Source organism: Sphingomonas sp. OTU376, assembly GCF_038440415.1.
Classification (GTDB): domain Bacteria; phylum Pseudomonadota; class Alphaproteobacteria; order Sphingomonadales; family Sphingomonadaceae; genus Sphingomonas; species Sphingomonas kyeonggiensis_A.
In genome coordinates this window covers 1-14,565 of the sequence record NZ_JASATQ010000010.1, presented here as the reverse complement: position 1 = coordinate 14,565, position 14,565 = coordinate 1, and the positions used below count along the sequence as shown (strand labels likewise).

The 14,565-nt window shown below is 68.0% G+C and carries 15 protein-coding genes; 4 read left to right on the top strand and 11 right to left on the bottom strand.

The features are described 5' to 3' along the window. Positions 1-41 precede the first annotated feature (41 nt). The 3 genes from AAHM44_RS06485 (at position 42) to AAHM44_RS06475 (ending at position 4,968) form a co-directional block, all read left to right on the top strand. Entirely contained in the window at positions 42-887 is an 846-nt protein-coding gene (locus AAHM44_RS06485; RefSeq protein WP_269574706.1) for a LytTR family DNA-binding domain-containing protein, read from the top strand. Positions 888-983: 96 nt separating this feature from the next. Then, the gene (locus tag AAHM44_RS06480) at positions 984-2,996 is read left to right on the top strand and encodes a hybrid sensor histidine kinase/response regulator (protein ID WP_342249441.1); all 2,013 of its coding nucleotides are present in this window, start codon (positions 984-986) and stop codon (positions 2,994-2,996) included. An 88-nt stretch (positions 2,997-3,084) separates the two neighbouring features. Beyond that, positions 3,085-4,968 carry a M1 family metallopeptidase gene (locus AAHM44_RS06475; protein WP_342249440.1) on the top strand — a complete coding sequence of 628 codons (1,884 nt, stop codon included), beginning with the start codon at positions 3,085-3,087 and terminating at the stop codon, positions 4,966-4,968. 120 nt (positions 4,969-5,088) lie between these two features. Here AAHM44_RS06475 and AAHM44_RS06470 read toward each other — a convergent pair whose 3' ends face one another. From AAHM44_RS06470 to radA, 9 genes are all read right to left on the bottom strand, one after another. Further along, positions 5,089-5,727, bottom strand: coding sequence for a class I SAM-dependent methyltransferase (locus AAHM44_RS06470; RefSeq protein WP_342249439.1), 639 nt, complete (start codon positions 5,725-5,727; stop codon positions 5,089-5,091). Then, on the bottom strand, positions 5,709-6,047 hold the full coding sequence (locus AAHM44_RS06465; RefSeq protein ID WP_342249438.1) for a DUF423 domain-containing protein: 339 nt from the start codon (positions 6,045-6,047) through the stop codon (positions 5,709-5,711). The genes AAHM44_RS06470 and AAHM44_RS06465 overlap by 19 nt, the downstream gene beginning before the upstream one ends. Further along, positions 6,044-6,421 carry a diacylglycerol kinase gene (locus tag AAHM44_RS06460; protein WP_342249437.1) on the bottom strand — a complete coding sequence of 126 codons (378 nt, stop codon included), beginning with the start codon at positions 6,419-6,421 and terminating at the stop codon, positions 6,044-6,046. The genes AAHM44_RS06465 and AAHM44_RS06460 overlap by 4 nt, the downstream gene beginning before the upstream one ends. Further along, a complete protein-coding gene (locus AAHM44_RS06455; protein ID WP_269574702.1) occupies positions 6,418-8,199 on the bottom strand; it encodes a cation:proton antiporter domain-containing protein in 1,782 nt (593 codons plus the stop codon). Before AAHM44_RS06455 ends, AAHM44_RS06460 begins: the two co-directional genes overlap by 4 nt. Next, positions 8,199-8,624 carry an iron-sulfur cluster assembly scaffold protein gene (locus tag AAHM44_RS06450; protein WP_342249436.1) on the bottom strand — a complete coding sequence of 142 codons (426 nt, stop codon included), beginning with the start codon at positions 8,622-8,624 and terminating at the stop codon, positions 8,199-8,201. Before AAHM44_RS06450 ends, AAHM44_RS06455 begins: the two co-directional genes overlap by 1 nt. Positions 8,625-8,666: 42 nt before the next feature. Then, positions 8,667-9,239, bottom strand: a complete 573-nt coding sequence (locus AAHM44_RS06445) for a CvpA family protein (protein ID WP_269574700.1) — start codon at positions 9,237-9,239, stop codon at positions 8,667-8,669. 213 nt (positions 9,240-9,452) lie between these two features. Beyond that, on the bottom strand, positions 9,453-10,016 hold the full coding sequence (locus tag AAHM44_RS06440; RefSeq protein ID WP_269574699.1) for a lipocalin family protein: 564 nt from the start codon (positions 10,014-10,016) through the stop codon (positions 9,453-9,455). Positions 10,017-10,055: 39 nt separating this feature from the next. After that, complete coding sequence (locus tag AAHM44_RS06435) at positions 10,056-10,604, bottom strand: hypothetical protein (RefSeq protein WP_269574698.1); 549 nt, start codon at positions 10,602-10,604, stop codon at positions 10,056-10,058. 134 nt (positions 10,605-10,738) lie between these two features. Then, the gene (gene radA, locus AAHM44_RS06430; protein ID WP_269574697.1) at positions 10,739-12,109 is read right to left on the bottom strand and encodes a DNA repair protein RadA; all 1,371 of its coding nucleotides are present in this window, start codon (positions 12,107-12,109) and stop codon (positions 10,739-10,741) included. A 121-nt stretch (positions 12,110-12,230) separates the two neighbouring features. Between radA and AAHM44_RS06425 the strand changes: the two genes are divergently transcribed. Continuing rightward, positions 12,231-13,382, top strand: a complete 1,152-nt coding sequence (locus AAHM44_RS06425; RefSeq protein WP_269574696.1) for a glycosyltransferase family 4 protein — start codon at positions 12,231-12,233, stop codon at positions 13,380-13,382. Between the two features lie 43 nt (positions 13,383-13,425). Here the strand turns inward: AAHM44_RS06425 and AAHM44_RS06420 are convergent, their stop codons facing one another. Beyond that, positions 13,426-13,749: a DUF2218 domain-containing protein gene (locus tag AAHM44_RS06420; protein ID WP_269574695.1), complete on the bottom strand. Its 324-nt coding sequence runs from the start codon at positions 13,747-13,749 to the stop codon at positions 13,426-13,428. 69 nt (positions 13,750-13,818) lie between these two features. Then, positions 13,819-14,409 (bottom strand): PadR family transcriptional regulator, encoded by a 591-nt coding sequence (locus AAHM44_RS06415; RefSeq protein ID WP_446745961.1) that lies wholly within the window; start codon positions 14,407-14,409, stop codon positions 13,819-13,821. Between the last annotated feature and the right edge of the window lie 156 nt (positions 14,410-14,565).

Genomic DNA, 14,565 nt, shown 5'->3' with positions numbered 1-14,565 from the left:
CGGCAGTTCGCGCGCGCGCGTTCGCGGGTTATCCTGCGTGTATGGAGAGGGCGGCCGGCGAGTCGATCTGGGACATTCGGGTCCCGCTCAGTGTAGCGGCGGCGCTGGCGCTGTTCGCCTTCCTGCTGGGCTTCGGCATGGGCGGACTGGAAACGGGTGCCGATCGCTTCTCCACCGAGCATCCCGATGAGGCGCGGCTGGCGCGAATCCTTGTCTGGGGTGCGATGCTCAGCATCGCCTGGGCCTGCCGCAAGCCGGTGCAGGAGCTGCTCCAATCGCCCCGCCATTCGCCGTTGCTGCTCGGCGCACTGGCCTTTGTCCCGGTCACCCTGGCCGAGCTTGCCGCCTCGCGCTTCGCCTTCGCCATCTCGCCCTATCAGCTGTGCGGCCCCGGCGGCCCGGCCCTGCCCGCGCCGCTGGTCACGTGCCTGCCGCGCTCGGCGATCCTCGGCTCGACCGCGCTGCTCACGCTGATGGCCTGGGGTCGCCACCTCGCCAATCGCCGCATGCTCGACAATGAGGACGAGCAGCCGATCGAACCGATCCTGCTAGCGCCACCCAGCGCGGAGGACTGGCTCGACCTGCCCGAGGCGCCGTTCCTGCGCGTGCGTGCCTGCGATGTCGCCCAGATCCGTTCGGCCGGCAATTACAGCGAGATCATCGCGCATGGGCGCGTCCATCTCGTTCGCGCGCCGCTCTCCGAACTCGCCGAGCGCTTCGCGGCGCTCGGCTTTGTCCGCGTACATCGCCAGGTCGTCGTCAACCGTGGCCATGTCTCGCAAGTCTATCGCGAGGCCGGTGGCCGTCCGGCGGTGCAGCTGCGCTGCGGCGAGATCGTGCCGCTTGGCCGCAGCTACCGCACCGCGCTTTCCACGCTCTGCCACTGATCCCCAGCTTTCCCGGGACCTGATCGCCCTCTGCCGCGTTGAGTTGGCAAGCGGGCAGATTTCGCCTGCGCAACGAGACCAACCCTCGGGACGCGGATGGCCACGGCGATCTTCCAGACGAACAGTTTCGAAAAGCTCGGGGAGCTGGGCCGACTGACTGCCGCCATCGGCACCGAATCGCCGCTCGGCCCGGTCTCCACCTGGTCGAACGCGCTTACTTCCGCCGTACGCATGATGCTGCCCGCCCGTGCCGAGATCGTCATGTTCTGGGGTCCGGATTTCTGCGCGCTGTACAATGATGCCTATGCCCCGACGATCGGCGACAAGCACCCCCATGCGCTGGGCCAGTCGGCGCGGATCTGGTGGGGCGAGCTGTGGGACGATCTCGGCCCCCTGCTCCAGGGCGTTCGCGATACCGGCGAGACTTTCTGGGCGAAGGACCGCCCCTTCTACATCGAGCGCGACCAGGGGCGCGGCGAGACCGTCTATTTCGACGTCAGCTATTCCCCGGTGTTCGACGATGACGGATCGGTCGGCGGCGTGCTCTGCATCGTCAGCGAGACGACCGGCCGGGTACTTTCCGAGCGCGAGGCGCTGGCCGACCGCGCACGGCTCTGGACGCTCGCCCGTGACCCGTTCCTGATCGCGGACAGCCAGGGCATCTGGCGCAACGCCAGCCCGGCCTGGACCGAGATACTGGGCTGGAGCGAGGCGGAACTGACCGGCCGCACCTCCGAATGGATCGAGCACCCCGACGATCTGGAGCGCACCCGCGCCGAGCTTGCCAAACTCCAGCAGGGCGAGCCGACCTGGCGCTTCGAGAACCGCCTGCGCGGCAAGGACGGCGAGTATCGCTGGTTCAGCTGGACGAGCGCGCCCGAAGGCAACCTGCTCTACTGCGTCGCGCGCGACATCACCGCCGAACGCGAAGCGGCAGAAGCGCTCGAGACCGCGGAGGCGGCGTTGCGCCAGGCCCAGAAGATGGAGACGGTCGGGCAGCTAACGGGCGGCGTGGCGCATGATTTCAACAACCTGCTCCAGGTCGTCACGGGCAATCTCGATATCCTCCAGCGCAACCTGTCGCCCGAGCAGCCCCGCCTCGCGCGCGCGGCCGACGCGGCGATGCAGGGCGCGCAGCGCGCGGCCATGCTGACCCAGCGCCTGCTCGCCTTCTCCCGCCGCCAGCCGCTCGCGCCCGAGCGCGTCGATCCCAACCGGCTGATCTCCGGCATGTCCGACATGCTCCATCGCAGTCTGGGCGAGACGATCGAGGTGGCGTTCGCGCCCGATGTCCGGGCCTGGCCGGTCGAGATCGACGCCAACCAGCTCGAGAACGCGCTGCTCAACCTGGCGATCAACGCGCGCGACGCGATGCCCGAGGGCGGCAAGCTCACCATCGAGACCGCCAATACCCATCTCGACGCCCATTATGCCGCCCGCGACAGCGAAGTGGCGCCCGGCCAATATGTCGTGATCTGCGTGTCCGACACCGGCACCGGCATGGATGCGGACACGCTCGCCCACGCCTTCGAGCCCTTCTTCACCACCAAGGAAGTCGGCCGCGGCACCGGGCTGGGCCTGTCGATGGTCTATGGCTTCATCCGCCAGTCCGGCGGCCATGTCCGCATCTATTCGGAGCCAGGCCACGGCACCACGGTGAAGATCTATCTGCCCCGCTATTACGGCCAGGCCCATGCGCCCGAAGCCCCCGCCGCAGAGATCGCGCCCCAGGGCAAGGTCCATGAGACGATCCTCGTGTGCGAGGACAATGACGATGTCCGCGCCTACACGGTCGAGGTGCTGCGCGAGCTGGGGTACCGGGTAATCGAAGCCGGTGACGGCCCTGCCACGCTTGCCGCGCTCGATGCGGAGCAGGGCCCGATCGACCTGCTCTTCACCGATGTCGTCCTGCCGCGCGGGATGACCGGCGCGATGCTGGCCGCCGAAGCGCAGGAAAAGCGCCCCGCGCTCAAGGTCCTCTTCACCACCGGCTATGCCCGCAACACGATCGTCCATCACGGCCGGCTCGATCCGGGCGTGCAGCTCCTCCCCAAGCCCTTCACCTATACCGACCTCGCCGCCAAGGTGCGGGAGATGCTCGATCAGTGACCTTGGCGAAGGTCGCCTTCGTCTATGGCCGGGCCGGCATCGTCTCCACTCAGTTGCCGTTCAGCCGCGATCCGCTTAGCACGCGGCCATGCGCATCCTTGCTCCCGTTGCCGCCGCGATGCTGATCGCCGCCCCCGCCGCCGCCCAGACCGGCAAGCCCGCCCCGATCCTGACCACGCCCGAGGCGAAGGACGTATGGACCCACGCCCAGCCCGAAGTGGCGCGCGTCACCCATGTCGACCTCAACCTCGACGTCGACTTCGCCAGCAAGACATTGTCGGGCGTCGCGACGCTCAACGTGCTGGCGGCCAAGGGCGCGAAGGAGATCGTGCTCGACGTCGACGACCTGATGATCGAGAGCGTCACCTGCCCCAAGGGCAAGGTTCTGCCCTTCACCATCGGCCCGCGCGAAACCGAGACGGGCCTCGGCTCGGCGCTCACCGTACAGCTCGAGGGCAACAAGCAGATCCTGATCCGCTACAGGACCAAGCCCGGCGCCAGCGCGCTCGGCTGGCTCCCGCCCGAGCTGACCGCAGGCAAGAAGGTGCCGTACCTGTTCAGCCAGGGCCAGCCGATCAACAATCGCAGCTGGATTCCCACCCAGGACAGCCCCGGCATCCGCCAGACTTGGTCCGCCACGCTCACCGTGCCCGACGGCTTCGTCGCGGTGATGAGCGGCGATCGGCTCGACGGCGCCACCGGCACGCTGGTCCCGCACCAGAAGCGCCAGTTCCGCTTCAAGATGGACCGGCCGGTGCCACCCTATCTGATCGCCTTCGCCGTGGGCGACCTCGCCTTCAAGGCGACGGGTCCGCGCTCCGGTGTCTGGGCCGAGCCGAGTCAGCTTGATGCCGCCGCGCACGAAGTCGCCGATGTCGAGAAGATGATCGATGCCGCCCAGGCACTCTACGGCCCCTATCGCTGGGGTCGCTACGACATGCTCGTGCTGCCGCCGAGCTTCCCGTACGGCGGCATGGAGAACCCCACCCTAACCTTCCTGACGCCGACGATCATCACCGGCGATCGCTCGAACACCGACGTCGTCGCGCATGAGCTGGCGCATAGCTGGTCGGGCAATCTCGTCACCAACGCGACCTGGTCGGACTCCTGGCTCAACGAGGGCTTCACGACCTATTTCGAGAACCGGATCATGGAGGCGGTCTACGGCAAGGAGCGCGCCGCCATGTACTCGGACCTCGACTGGGACGGGCTGGTGCGCGACATCAAGAACGCCGGCGGCCAGGATGCACCGACCACCCGCCTGCACGGCGAGCCCGGCGCGACCTTCGGCCAGCTCGATTATTTCAAGGGCTCGACCTTCCTGCGCACGATCGAGGCGGCGGTGGGCCGGGCGAAGTGGGACGCCTATCTGCGCTCCTATTTCGATCGTCACGCCTTCCAGCCACAGACCACCGCCGGCTTCCTGGCGGACCTGCGCGCCAACCTGATCAAGGGCGACAAGGCGCTTGAGGCGAAGCTCGAGCTCGATCGCTGGGCCTATCAGGCCGGCCTGCCCGACAATGCCGTGCACGTCACGTCGGCGACGCTGGCGGCGGTCGACGCCAAGCTCGCCGCGTTCAACGCCGGCGGCCCGGCGAGTGCGGTCCAGCCGACCGGCTGGGCGACCCAGCAATGGCTGCGCTTCCTCAACGGCCTGCCCCGCCAGCAGACGCCCGCGCGCCTCAAGGAACTGGACGAGACGCTCGGCCTGTCGGCATCGAACAACGCCTATGTCCGCTCGGCCTGGGCCGAACTGGCGATCGCCAACCGCTACGAACCGGCGCTGCCCAGCATCGAGGCATTCGTGAAGCGCGTCGGCCGCGGCCTGCTGATCTACCCGATCTACAAGGACCTGATGGCGCAGGGCGACTGGGGCAAGCCGATCGCGCTGCGCTTCTACGAGGGCGCGAAGGCCGGGTATCACCCGAACGCAGCCGCCGGCGTGGCGAAGATCGTGGGGGCGAACGACTGACGCCAGCGGCCTACCCAAACCAAACCGTCACCCTGAACTTGTTTCAGGGTCCAACGCGCCTCAGGCAATATCGCCGATGGAGAGTTGGATGCTGAAACAAGTTCAGCATGACGGTTTGGCTCAATCGAACGCAAAAACCTCGCTGGCCCGCATAACCCCGCTATCCGTCTCGGCGAACGCATACTCCGCCAGCACCCGCAACCGTTCCACCGGCAACGGTGCCCGCCGCGGATCGCCGACCAGCACCTCGACTCCCGCCGCCCGGCACCGCGCCAGGAACGGCATGACCCGAGCGGCGGGCGCGGGATCGTAGAACACATCCCCTGCCAGGATCAGGTCAACATCGGGCACCGGCCCATCGGTAAGGTCGCCCAGCGCCACCTCGACCACCACGCCGTTCGCAGCCGCATTCACCTGCGTCGCCGCCACGGCATAGGAGTCCACATCCGCCGCCAGAACGCCTGCCGCCCCGGCCTTTGCCGCCGCGATCGCCACCAGCCCCGATCCGCAGCCCAGATCGAGCACCCGCCGCCCGGCCACGGTCTCCGGCCGGTTCAGCACGAACCGCGCCAGCGCCAGCCCGCCGAGCCAGTAATAGGCCCAATAGGGCGATCCGAACGCGTCGTCCCGCGCAGCCAGCCGCCCCAGCCCGCTGGCCGGGACCGCCTTGTGCAGCATGATCTCGGGGATGCCGGGCACGGGCAGCAGCGGCAGCCGCTCCCGGATGAAATCGGCGACGCTCAGGCCGCCCGCTTCCACGCGCCTAGCGCCAGGCACAGCCAGCCGGCGATCAGCGCCACCCCGCCGATCGGCGTGATCGCCCCGAACCAGCGCGGGGCGCCGAAGGCCATGGCGTAGAGCGTCGCGGCGAACAACGCGCCGCCGCTCACGAACAGCCAGGGCGAGATCCGCTCGCCCATCCGCACCGCGACCAGCGCCACGACGGCGTGGATCAGCTGGTAATGCGCACCGGTCTTGAGCCATTCCGCCGCCTGCCCGCTCGCGCCATGCGCGGCGAACGCGCCTGCCGCCACCGCAACCGCGCCCGAAAGCGCCGCCAGCACCGCCACGATCCTCAAAGCCCCATCTCCCTCAGAAATCCGGGTCCACTCGCCACCACCATCGCTATCCCCACCGCCAGCGCCGCAAAGCTCATCACCAGCACCGCGCCGGCGAGCATGTCCTTAGCCACCTTGATCGACGGATGGATGCCGGGATGGAGCAGGTCGATCACTGCTTCCATCGCCGAATTGACCAGCTCGAGCGCCAGCACGATCGCGCAGCATATGGCGACCAGCCCCCACCAGACCGGTGCCGGCCGCAGCACCAGCAGCGCGACAACCGACGCCGCCGCGAGCCGCGCCTGGCTGCGGAAGCTCGCTTCGCGCGCCCAGCCGGTGCGAATGCCCGCAAGCGCAAAGCCCATCCGCTCGCGGAAGGGCCGCCCCTTCACCCCGAGCTCTCCAGGTCCACTTCGATCGCCGCCGCCCGGCTGGCATGGGTAATCATCCCGTCGATCCCGGCACGCAGGTCGCCGGTCTCGCGCTGCACGTCGAGCCGGGCATTGTCGCGCTTGCGATACTCCGCCTCGGTCTTGTCGATCTCACGCTGATCGACGCCGACCGCCTGCATCGCCTGGCGCGCCATCATCACCGCGCTCTCCAGCACTTCGCGCACCACGCCGCCCACCGGCGCCCCCTTCATCTTGATGACGCTGCGCCGGTCATAGGCACGGACGAACACCGTCGCCTTGGGGAAGGCATAGTGCACCGCTTCCAGGAACTCGGTGTCGATCTTGTCGCCGTCGTTGCAGAACATCACCAGCTCGGCCTCGGCCGCGCCCGCCTGGCGCAGCATGTCGATACGCAGGCCGTCGCCATAATAGACCTTCATGCCAAAGTCGTTGGCGGTCTGGATCATCTCGACATCGGTATCGATGATGGTGACGGGGATGTCCTGCGACAGCAACATCTGCGCCACCGTCTGCCCGAACCGGCCATAGCCGACCACCACCGCGTTCGATCCCTCGTGCCGCGGCAGGTCGAGCCCCGCCGCGCTCGGCGCCGGCTCGGTGCGCAGCCGCTTGGTCGCCATCATCAGGAATGGCGTGGTCGCCATCGACAGGGTGACGATCGCGCCGAAGATGCTCGCCGCCTGCCCCTCGATCAGCATCGCCGACTGCGCCTGGGCGAACAGCACGAAGCCGAATTCGCCGCCCTGGCTGAGCAGCACGCCCAAGGCAAAGGCCTGGCGCCGCGGCATGCCGAACAGCATCCCCAGCCCCATGATGATCGCGGCCTTGGCGGCGATCAGTGCCAGCGCCATGCCGATCACGAAGAAGGGCCGCTCGGCGATCGCGTGCAGGTTGAGCGTCATGCCCACGGCAAGGAAGAACAGGCCGAGCAGGATCGATCGGAACGGCTCGACATCGGCCTCCAGCTCGTGCCGATAGGGCGAGTCCGCCAGCATCACGCCGGCGATGAACGCGCCCAGCGCCGGCGACAGTCCCAGCCGCTGCATGATCGCGGCCACCGCGATCACCGTGAACAGCCCGGCGAAGATGAACATCTCGCGCTCGCCGAGATTGCCGATCAGCCGGAACAGCGGACGCAGCAGATAGCGGCCGGCCAGGACGAGCCCGACGATCGCCGCCACCGTGAACAGGCCGAGCATCCAGCCCGGCGCGCCATGCTGGTCCGCCGGATTGCGCGAGAGCGCGGCGATGATCGTGATCAGCGGCACGATCGACAGGTCCTGGAACAGCAGGATCGCAAAGGCGCGCTCGCCCAGCGGCGTGCGCAGTCGCCCCGCCGATTGCAGCAGCGGCAGCACCTGCGCGGTCGAGGACAGCGCCAGCGGCAGGCCGAGCGCCAATGCGGCGCCGATCGAGCTGCCGGTCGCGAACCACACCATGGCGGCTACAATCAATCCGCAGATCGTCACCTGAAGCAGGCCGAGCCCGAAAATGTCGCGCCGCATCCGCCACAGCCGCCCCGGGCTCAGCTCCAGACCGACCAGGAACAGCAGGAACGCGATACCGAGCTCCGCGATGCCCAGCTTGCCCTCGGCATCGCCGACCAGCCCCAGCACCTGCGGGCCGACGATCGCGCCGGCAACGAGATAGCCCAAAGTCGCACCCAGCCCGAGCCGGCGGAACACCAGCACGAACAGCAGCGCAAAGCCGAGCAGCGGAACATATTCGCCCAGCAGCGAAGTCTCGGCGTGATCCATCAGCCCTGCGCCTTCCGCGTGGCTTCGGCTACCGCCTCGAAGGCGAGCCGGATCGCGGCATGGCGGCCGCGATGCTCGAGCGCGGGCGTGAACAGGTCGAGCCCGGGCCAGTCGGGCGGGGTCGCCCGTTCGCCGGCCAGCCAGGCGGTGAGGTCGTCACGGGCCGCATCCAGCTCGTCCAGCGATCGGCCCACCGCATGCGCCTCCATCAGCGCCGCCGATGCCTGGCCGAGCGCGCAGGCACGCACCACCATGCCGAGCGCGGCCACCCGGCCCGCCTCGTCGAGGTTCACGTCAACGGTGATGCGGCTCCCGCAAACCGGGGATCGCTTCTCGGAAGAGGCCATCGCCCCTTCCAGCCGCGTCTCGAACGGCACGGAAGCCGCCAGGCGCAGGATTTCGGTGTTGTAGAGCGGCGCGTTCATTCCGCTCCCGACTTAGGGGACCGGGCCGCGATGCGCGACCCCCTATCGGGTAGAATTTGTCTCGGCGCGATTGGCGATGCTGCCATTGCCTTCGTCGTCGCCGAACACCGGCTCGCCCTTGCGGCGGCGGTCGACGAAATCGGCGATGCTCGCGCTGGTCGCGTTGAGCAGCGGATAGGTGGTCGACTTGGTGATCCATTGCGGTCGGTTGGCCGGGCCGCCGCTCACCGTGTCGAACAGCAGCACGATCAGCAGGAAACCGATGCTCACCAGGATAAGCCCCTTCAAGGCGCCGAAGCCGAGGCCGAGCGCGCGGTCGATCGGGCCAAGGAAGCTTTCCCGCGTCCGCGATCCGATCGCCCGGGCGAGCAGCCGCCCGCCGAAATAGGTCACGCCGGTCAGGAGCACGAAGGCGAGCACCGCGCCACCCTGGTCGGTCCCCACCACGCCCGCCAGCGCGGCGGCGAGCGGCGTGTGGAACAGCTTGAGCGCCAGCACGATCAGCAGCCAGGCGACCAGCGCCAGCACCTCGGTGACGAACCCGCGCAGGAAACCCAGCACGGCGGCACCGCCGATGGCGAGCAGCACGATGATGTCGAGCCCGGTCAAAGTCATTGGAACACGTCCCTCCCGGGCGCTCCTATGCCTCAAGCAGTGGGGGAGCGGAAGGCGCTAAGGTTGGCGCCAGCGATTGAACCACGACCGTCATCCCCGCGAAGGCGGGGATCCATTGACGCTAGTGACAATGAGACTCACTACAGCCAGCCAGAATAGATGCCCGCCTCCGCGGGGATGACGATGAAGAAATGAGGCAACCTGCCGGTGCCCTCACCCCTGCCGCGTGATCCTGAGCGCCCAGCGGTCATAGCCCAGCGCCTCGACCCGCTTCATCACCGTCTGCGCCAGCGCCGCCGAGGGCACTGCGTCACGGCACAGCACCCACAAATACCGCCCGCTCGGCTCCCCGACGATCGACCAGGTGTAGTCGTCGTCATGATCGAGCACCCAGTAGTCGCCGGTGTAGAGCGGCCCGAAGAACGAGACCTTGAGCTTCGCCCCGGTCTCCTCGTCCGCGACGATCGCCTTGCCTTCCGAAACGCTGCGGTCGCCGTCCGGCCAGTTGTGCGTGCCGCTGTTGGTCACGCTGACCTTGCCGTCGTCGAGCAGCGCATATTCCGCCGTCACCGCGTCGAGCCCCTTCTCGAAGCGGTTCTCGTGCCGGGCGAGCTCGTACCATTTGCCGAGATAGCGTGTCAGATCGACCGGCTTGGCCGGCTCCGGCACCTTCTTGTTGATCACCGGCGGGCGCGTGGCGCGCGAATAGAGGAAGATGCCGCCGATCGCCGCAACCGCGACGCCCGAGGCAATGGAAATGGCAGTGCTTCGCTTCATCTCTTCACTCTGCTGCCTAAGGGACGGAAAGCAAAGCCCTCAATGCCAGGGCGTGCAGCTTCGTTCCGGGCTGGACAGCGGCAGGAACCGCACCCGGCGCTTGCCGTAATAGCTCAGGTCCATCGACACGCGCACCGGCGCACCTGGATGGGTATAGATATCCTGGTCGCCCCAGCGCCCATTGCCGGTCTCGCAATGCCGCCAGCCCTGCCGCTGCAACGCCTCGACCAGCTTGTACACGGCTTCCTGATGCCCGTTCTTCCACAGGGTGAGATAGGCGAAGCCGCCCTGCCCCTTGCTCCCGATCAGGTCGACCGCCGCTTCATAGGGGCCCTCGCCGAACAGCATCACCGGTTCGCGCCGGCAGCGCAGGCGGAACGCATCGATGCGCACGCAGCGGGTGAAGCCCGCCCTTCGCGCACCTTCCGCGTTTCCGCTCACCGGCAGCCCGGCAAAGGCGAGTGGGGGCGGCGGCGTCCGCGCGGGCTCCCGGCCGGCCACCAGGATGCCCGCCATCAGCGCCAATGCGCACAAGGTCGGCACCAGCATCCCCGGCCGCGTCCAATCGGCCGCCAATTCCCGCAGCATCGGTTGCTCCGACCGCCTCTCCTTCGATATGTTATTCCATGACAATGGAAGCAATTACAAGCCCATGGCGGTGAATGGAGATCATTGCCCCTTCGCCGGGAAGCAACCAGGGCAACCATGTATCCCGCCTGCTCCTATCGCCCCAGCAGATGATCCACGAACTGCGCGAGCGACTTGAACCCCGCGAGCGACAGCCCGCCCTTGTCGTTCACCTGCGCCATGGGCGCCATCGCCCGCTCGAAGCCCAGCTTCGAAGCTTCCCGGCAGCGCAGCGCGCCATGCGCCACCGGACGCACTTCGCCCGATAGCGCGATCTCGCCGAACACCACGGCATCCGCCGGGATCGGCCGCTCGCTGAGCGCCGAGACCAGGGCCGCCGCCACCGCTAGGTCCGCCGCGGGATCCTGCACCCGGTAGCCGCCGGCAATGTTGAGATAGACTTCGCAGGTCGAGAAGCTCAGCCCGCAGCGCGCTTCCAGCACCGCAAGGATCATCGACAGCCGCGCCGAATCCCAGCCGACCACCGCGCGCCGCGGCGTCGCGCCGCTCGCCAGCCGCACGGTCAGCGCCTGCACTTCGATCAACACCGGCCGGGTGCCCTCCAGCGCCGGGAACACCACCGTGCCGGTCACGCTCTCGTCACGCTGCGTAAGGAACAGCGCGGAAGGATTGGTCACTTCCTCCAGCCCCTCGGACTGCATCGCGAACACGCCGATCTCGTCGGTGCCGCCGAAGCGGTTCTTGACGGCGCGGAGGATGCGATACTGGTGGCTGCGCTCGCCCTCGAACGCCAGCACGGTATCGACCATATGCTCGAGAACGCGCGGCCCGGCGATGCTGCCGTCCTTGGTGACATGGCCGACCAGCACTACCGCCGTTCCCCGCTCCTTGGCGAAGCGGATCAGCTCGCCGGACGAGGCACGCACCTGGCTCACCGTGCCCGGCGCACCTTCGATCAGGTCCGAATGCATGGTCTGGATGGAGTCGATGATGAGCAGTGCGGGCGGCTCGCTCTCGCCCATCGTCGTCAGGATGTCGCGCACCGATGTCGCCGCGGCGAGCATCACCGGCGCCTTGCCCAGACCCAGCCGCCGCGCGCGCAGCCGCACCTGGTCCGCCGCTTCCTCGCCCGAGACATAGGCGACCTTGAGACCCCGCGAGGCGATGCTGGCTGCCGCCTGCAGAAGGAGCGTCGACTTGCCGATGCCGGGATCGCCGCCGATCAGCGTCGCCGAGCCCTCGACGAAGCCACCACCCAGCGCGCGATCGAACTCGGCAATCCCGGTCGAGGTCCGCTCGGGCAGCGCGATATCGGTGTTGAGCCCGGTGAGCATGATCGCCCGCCCACCGGACTGAAGGTTATGCTTCGCCTGGAACGGCGTCACGTTCGCGCCGGAATCCTCGACGAGCTGGTTCCACTCCCCGCAATCGGCACACTGCCCCGCCCATTGCGAGGAGACCGAGCCGCAGGCCTGGCAGACATAACGCTTCTTGAGTTTCGCCATGGCGCATGCGTAGAACAATCAGGGAACAACTGTAAACCCCGCGCATCCGCGCCCGAGCCGCGACAATTCGCCACACCGCCGCAATCTTGCTCCCCGAGCGCGCGGATTGTATGCGCCCGCCATGAAGCCCACCGAGCTCCGCGTCGCATTGTTCAGCGGCAACTATAATTATGTCCGCGACGGCGCGAACCAGGCGTTGAACCTGCTCGTCGGCTATCTGCTCGACAAGGGCGTCAAGGTCCGCGTCTATTCGCCGACCACCGAGACCCCGGCGTTCCCGCCCACCGGCGACCTGGTCAGCGTGCCTTCGCTCCCCGTTCCGGGCGGTCGCGACGAATACAGGTTCGCCAAGGGCATCAAGGAAGTGCTGCCCGATCTGGAGGCCTTCGCGCCCAATATCGTCCACATCTCGGCGCCCGAGATCCTGTGCCACCGCGCAGTGACCTGGGCGCGCGAGAACAACGTCGCCGCCGTCGCCTCGGTCCATACCCGCTTCGAGACCTATCCGGGCTATTACAGGATCGGCTTCGTCACCCCGCTGCTGGTCCGGATGCTGACGCGGCTCTACAACCGGGTCGACATGCTGCTCCCGCCCGGGCGCGGCATGGTCGAGCTGCTGCAGAGCTGGGGCGTCACCAAGCCGATGCGCATCTGGTCACGCGGCGTGAACCATGACCGGTTCAATCCCGGCCGCCGCAGCCTCGAATGGCGCCGCGGCCTCGGCATCCAGGACGACGAAGTCGCCGTCGCGTTCCTCGGCCGGCTGGTGCTCGAAAAGGGCCTCGACATCTTCGCGGAGGTGGTCGCCGAACTGCAGCGCCGCGGCGTGAAGCACCGGGTGCTGGTGATCGGCAAGGGCCCGGCGCAGGACTGGTTCGCCGAGCGCGTGCCCGATGCGGTGTTCGCCGGCTTCCAGGCGGGCGACGATCTCGGCCGCGCGGTCGCCTCGATGGACGTGTTCTTCAACCCCTCGCTCACCGAGAGCTTCGGCAACGTCACGCTGGAGGCGATGGCCGCCGGCGTGCCGGTAGTCGCCGCGCACGCGGTAGGCCCCGTGGGCATGGTCGAGGAGAATGTCAGCGGCGTGCTGGTCCAGCCCGGCGCGGGCGCGGTGGGCCGCTATGCCGATGCGATCCAGCATTATTGCGAGGACCACGAAGCGCGCCTGGCCGCGGGCAAGGCCGGCCACGAAATCGCCAGCGCCTATGTCTGGGACGCGATCAACCAGAAGGTTCTGGACGCGTATCTTGAGACGATCGAGCGGCGGGGATAACTCCCCAATCCCTCTCCCGCCTGCGGGAGAGGGAAAGAAGCATTCACTTCCAGCTATACTTCAGCCCATCCTCGCGAAACGCGAAGCGATCGAGGTGCCGCTCCACCGCGCCCTTCAGCCCGTCGAGCTGCTCGGGCGAGCTTGCGTCGATGCGGATGTCGAGCCCGGTCTCGGCGACGTTGAAGGTCACCACCGCGTCGCCCGGATGGTTGGCGCCGCGCGCGTCCTTCGGGAAGATCACCGTGCCGTTCTCCGGCGTGAACTCGACCTGGAGATTGTGCTGCCAGTGCTTGCACAGCTGCTGCAGGTAGCGGCTGGCATGCTCGGTCGGGGTCAGCGTCTCGGCCGAGAAGGTGGTGAGGGTCATGTGTCCGTTCTCCATGGGCGGCGGCACGATCCCGAGCCGCCGCCGCAATAGTTCGAGCCGAGGCATGGCTCAGAGCCGTTCGATCTTCCGCGCCGCCTCGTCGAGGATCTCGGCGACGTTGTGCAGCATGTCGGGATCGACGCTTTCGCCCGCAAGGCGCTCCTGCAGCACGGTGCGCAGATTGCCCATCGCCCGGCGGATCGGCCCGCCATCGGCGCGCGCCCGCATGCCGGCGAGCTGGGTGAGCCGCTCGAACAGCGCCTCCACTTCCTCCGCCCGCTCGGCGAGATGCGCGGTGCCCGCATCGGTGATCGCGAACTGCTTCTTGGCGCCTTCGCTCTTGCTCTCTTCGATCAGGCCCATGTCGTCGAGCATGGTCAGGGTCGGATAGACCACGCCCGGGCTCGGGGCATAGGCGCCGCCGGTGCGCTCCTCGATCTCCCGGATCAGGTCATAGCCGTGGCGCGGCTGCTCCTCGATCAGCTTGAGCAGGATGAGGCGAAGCTCGGTGCCGTCGAACATGCGGCGGCGTCCGCCGCGCTCGCCATGCCCGAACCCGCCGCGCCCGCCAAAGCCGAACGCCATGGCGAAGTCCGCCCCGCCAAAGCCGCCGCGGCGGCCGAAATGCATGCCGCGATGGCCGCAATGATGATGTCGCATAATAACTCCTGTACGACTCTTGATGCGCACAAGATATATCTTAAACGGATTTTGACAAGGGCGGTGCTTGGAGAATTTCACCCTTTTTCCTCCCCTCCCTGCAAGGGAGGGGTTGGGGGTGGGTTGGGGCCCCCGGGGTGCGGGGGGGCCCCGCGG